A 3,787-nucleotide genomic window follows, 5' to 3' on the forward strand; every position below is an offset into this window, starting at 1 on the left:
AGGTGCCACCGAGGTGGTCGCCACCTGCTGGCAGCGCACCGCTCATGTGGAAACTGCATGTGTTGGTCTGGTCGTCAGTGCTCATTGATGCTCCCTGTGTGCTTTAGCTGGATGAGAAACGGTGTCGTCGGGGTCACAATTTAACGATTAGCCGCCGCATCGCAGCGGCGTCAAGCTGTGGTGCAGCGATGCTTCGACGCTGCTGTGAGGCGGTGCGTCGCGGGCTGCCGACGTGACGGGAAGCCCGATAGAGAGATCGTATTCCCGCAAGGTGTGCGTGGCATGCCAAGAAAGTGACTGACTTCTAGACGGCGGTGGTGCGGTGGCCGAGCGCACGACGGCCAAACCATGAGACGTGCGATCACGGGCACCGCGTCTATCAAGGGGGCGCTTGCGAGAGTTTCCGTGGTCTCAAGTCATTCCAGAAGCATTGCACCAGCATCGGAATCGTGCTCGAACAGCAGGACTGTTCCGCGTCCGTCCCAGAAGCGGAGCGCGTCGATCTCGAGCTGGAAACTGGAATGAGGCGGAGTCAGTCGCAAGAGGAGCAGGACCCCGTCACGAGTCACCGGCAGAGCGATCGCATTCGAGCCATGGAGCGCGCTGCCACCCGGCCGCAGACGCCAATCAGCGCACTTGTCTGCAATGCGGCCAGGGAGCGAGTCAAGCCATTCCGTCCCGTCGCTCCACCAACGTGGCAGCTCTCGAAAGGACTGAGGGATTTCGATCTCGTGTTCAGGCCGGGCCGAATCTCTCATCCCCCGAGCGTAACCAACCACACCTCGCCTCGGGCCGCACGTTCAGCGGGTCCCTAGAGTGAGGAAACACGGTCCCTTTCCGGAGCGCGACACGTGTTGGACCATCTGTGTGCAGCGCCCGCAAGCCGAACCCTGAGCAGGCAGGACTAATTGTTGGGCGCTGACTGCCATGCTTGTCACATGGCGAAACCGAACGATCTCCTCGCAGTCCTTGTCGACGCGGACAACGTGTCCCCTGCAAAGATCGGCGCAGTCCTCGCCGAGGTCGCACGTTTCGGGACTGCCTCTGTCAAGCGGGTTTACGGTGATTGGACCAAGCCGAACCTGAGCAGTTGGAAGCCTATTGCGAGCGAGCACGTGATTCAGCCGATGCAGCAGTTTGCCAACACGATCGGCAAGAATGCGACCGACAGTGCACTGATCATTGACGCCATGGACCTGCTCTACACGCGCCGCTTTCACGGGTTCTGCATCGTGTCATCCGACAGCGACTTCACCCGTCCCGCATCCGCGAAGAAGGCGTCACCGTCTATGGGGTCGGAGAGCGGAAGACACCCCAAGCGTTCCGCAACGCGTGCGATCAATTCACATACCTCGACGTGCTCGACGAGGCTGCAGCGGAGAGCACCGCGGCAGCGCTCACGCGCGTTCCGCCTCCGAAACTACGCAGCGACACGAAGCTCATCTCCGGGCTGCGGATAAGCGTCACCCCTGCATCCGGAGAGGACGGATGGGCGAATCTTGCCACGGTGGGCCAGTTAATGCGTAAGCAATAGCCCGACTTCGACTCACGAAACTGGGGCTATGCCAAGCTGTCCGACCTAGTTCGAGCGACGGAACTCTTCCTCATCGAGACCCGACCTGCTGGCGGACTGCAGCTACAAAACAAGAAGAAGAACGGTGACTGCGCACGGTCTCGACCGGTGCGAGAGCACAAGGGCTTCAATCGCTCGCGTTGCTCAACCCCAGGCCTGACGACCTGCACGCGGTAAACCCCTTCAGCGGGCCCGGGAACTCAGCCCCCGATGCAGTCACCGCTTCCGCTGTAGCAGGGGCGATAATTCGGGTTAATCGTTGAAGCCGGGGGTTCAGGGCGCCAGTCGATCCTTGGCACTGACATCAACAGCGCCACTCCAAGAGCCATGATCAACGCGACGCTCGCGATGAACACGAGGCCGACCCGACGCTGCACGATTGCCCTCACGAGCAGCCCGACTTGAAGGGCGAGCGTGATTCCGGCGGTCACCCAGTAGCCCACGATGTCCGAGGTTGGCGGCTGCGGGCTCAAGCTTGCTGAAAACGCGCGGCGTACGAGCTCGAAGGTCAGCACGAAAGTCACAAACGCGGACCCGAGAGTAAGCAAGTCGAAGCCGCCCCTTTTTGCAGGGGCGGTTGCGTGGTCACTGACGGTAGCAACGTCGCCGATTCCCCGCCATTCGCTCATGACGCCAGCCTAGTCACGGTCGCTCGGGAGCTGATCTGGCAGCTCGACCCCTCTGGACTCGTCTGCGATTTCCTAACTCGTCACTTCAGGCTACGCATAGTCCCGGAGGTGATCGTGATCGCTCGCCAGCACTTCTATCGTGGCAAATGCGGACGGTGCACTCTACTCACCTCTATGACCGCGCGCGTCGGATCTCGGGTGCCGGTGCTCAACTGGCGCTCAGTACCTGCAAGCGGGACCCCCACTGCGACGACTATTGACCCGTTCACAGCAGAGCGGGATGGTCTCGCCATGGATGGATTACTCATTGGATACGCACGCGTTTCCACAGAGGAACAAGATCTCACCGCCCAACAAAACGCCCTGGAACGACTGGGCGTTAGATCGTCACTGATCTACACCGATCATGGTCTGACCGGAACGAACCGGGCCCGGCCCGGCCTTCGCGAAGCGCTGGCCGCCTGCCGTGCTGGAGACACCCTCGTCGTCGCCAAACTCGACAGACTTGCACGCTCACTTAGAGATGCGAAAGACATCATTGACGAGCTGACGGCTAAAGACGTCAAGCTGAGTATTGGCGGAGCGGTGCATGATCCGAACGATCCGGTCGGGCGCCTCCTCTTCAACGTACTGGCGATGGTCGCCGAGTTCGAGTCGGACCTGATCCGCGCCAGAACGCCGGAAGGAATGCAGGTGGCCAAAGCGAAGGGACGTCTTCGCGGTAAGCAGCCCAAACTGTCGGTGGCGCAGCAGAAACACTTGATCGAAGTACACAACGCTGGCCTACATTCCAGCGCTGAACTGGCGGAGCTTTTCAACGTTGCGCAGTCGACCGATTATCGAACTATCCAACGTCAGTCCGACTCGGGCCATTGATCGGGGCCTCAACCGAAGTCTCGTTGCCGGACTTGCCGGTCCGGCAACGGGAACCGTAAACGGGCACTTTCGACGTAGCTAAACTTGCGTGGAAATCGGTCAGAATCGGGGGACTTCAATGTTCGATTTGCAGGCAGTCGGCGAACTGATAAGCGACCAGGATCTCAGCGGCTACAGAACCGCTTCCCTCCTCATCAGCGTTTGGTCTTACGTGATCACTGTCATCGCACTCTGGCCAGTTTTTGCAAAGACAGGCATCGCAGGATGGAGCGCGCTGATTCCGATCTTGAATACATACGTCCTGGTCAAGATCGCTGGACATCATGGGGCACTGACAATCCTGTATTCCATCCCCATCGTGAACCTCATCGTCAGCATCGTCGTGGCATTCGGCTGTGGGCGTGCGTTCGGCAAAGGCGGAGCGTTCAGCTTCTTCTTGCTGTGGCTGCTCTCGCCCGTCGGTTTTCTCATCATCGGCTATGGTCGATCGAAGTTCGTCGGCGATCTCGGCAGGCAAACGATGCAGGCCGCGTAGCCTCTGCATGTCGCGGTGGCAACCTTGGGCGACACAGGTCGCGACAGATTGCTGAGCCAGAAGTTGGCCGGCTCGATGTTTCAAAGGGGAATTCCCTGCGCGACGGATCCGCGGCCAATCGGGCCGATTGCCGAGCGCCCAGATTCTGGGTCAGTGGGGGGACCGTAGCTGGTC

The 3,787-nt window shown here is 60.3% G+C and carries 5 protein-coding genes and 1 pseudogene; 4 read left to right on the plus strand and 2 right to left on the minus strand.

Translation table 11 applies throughout. The features are described from left to right. Positions 1–416: 416 nt before the first annotated feature. Complete coding sequence (locus tag CXY77_RS19740) at positions 417–758, minus strand: aminoglycoside phosphotransferase family protein (protein ID WP_140425422.1); 342 nt, start codon at positions 756–758, stop codon at positions 417–419. Positions 759–938: 180 nt separating this feature from the next. Between CXY77_RS19740 and CXY77_RS20945 the strand changes: the two are divergent. Next, positions 939–1,534 (plus strand): annotated as a pseudogene (locus CXY77_RS20945) (NYN domain-containing protein). Between the two features lie 36 nt (positions 1,535–1,570). Then, positions 1,571–1,750, plus strand: coding sequence for a hypothetical protein (locus CXY77_RS20410; protein ID WP_233197127.1), 180 nt, complete (start codon positions 1,571–1,573; stop codon positions 1,748–1,750). Between the two features lie 23 nt (positions 1,751–1,773). On the opposite strand, the gene CXY77_RS00050 is transcribed toward CXY77_RS20410, so the two are convergent. Next, on the minus strand, positions 1,774–2,202 hold the full coding sequence (locus CXY77_RS00050; RefSeq protein WP_092342519.1) for a DUF6234 family protein: 429 nt from the start codon (positions 2,200–2,202) through the stop codon (positions 1,774–1,776). A 291-nt stretch (positions 2,203–2,493) separates the two neighbouring features. On the opposite strand from CXY77_RS00050, the gene CXY77_RS00055 reads away from it, so the two are divergent. Next, positions 2,494–3,078, plus strand: coding sequence for a recombinase family protein (locus CXY77_RS00055; protein WP_104087662.1), 585 nt, complete (start codon positions 2,494–2,496; stop codon positions 3,076–3,078). An 88-nt stretch (positions 3,079–3,166) separates the two neighbouring features. Continuing rightward, positions 3,167–3,613 (plus strand): DUF5684 domain-containing protein, encoded by a 447-nt coding sequence (locus CXY77_RS00060; protein ID WP_233197126.1) that lies wholly within the window; start codon positions 3,167–3,169, stop codon positions 3,611–3,613. Positions 3,614–3,787: the final 174 nt, after the last annotated feature.

Source organism: Cryobacterium sp. N21 (genome assembly GCF_002929575.1).
Lineage (GTDB): Bacteria > Actinomycetota > Actinomycetes > Actinomycetales > Microbacteriaceae > Cryobacterium > Cryobacterium flavum.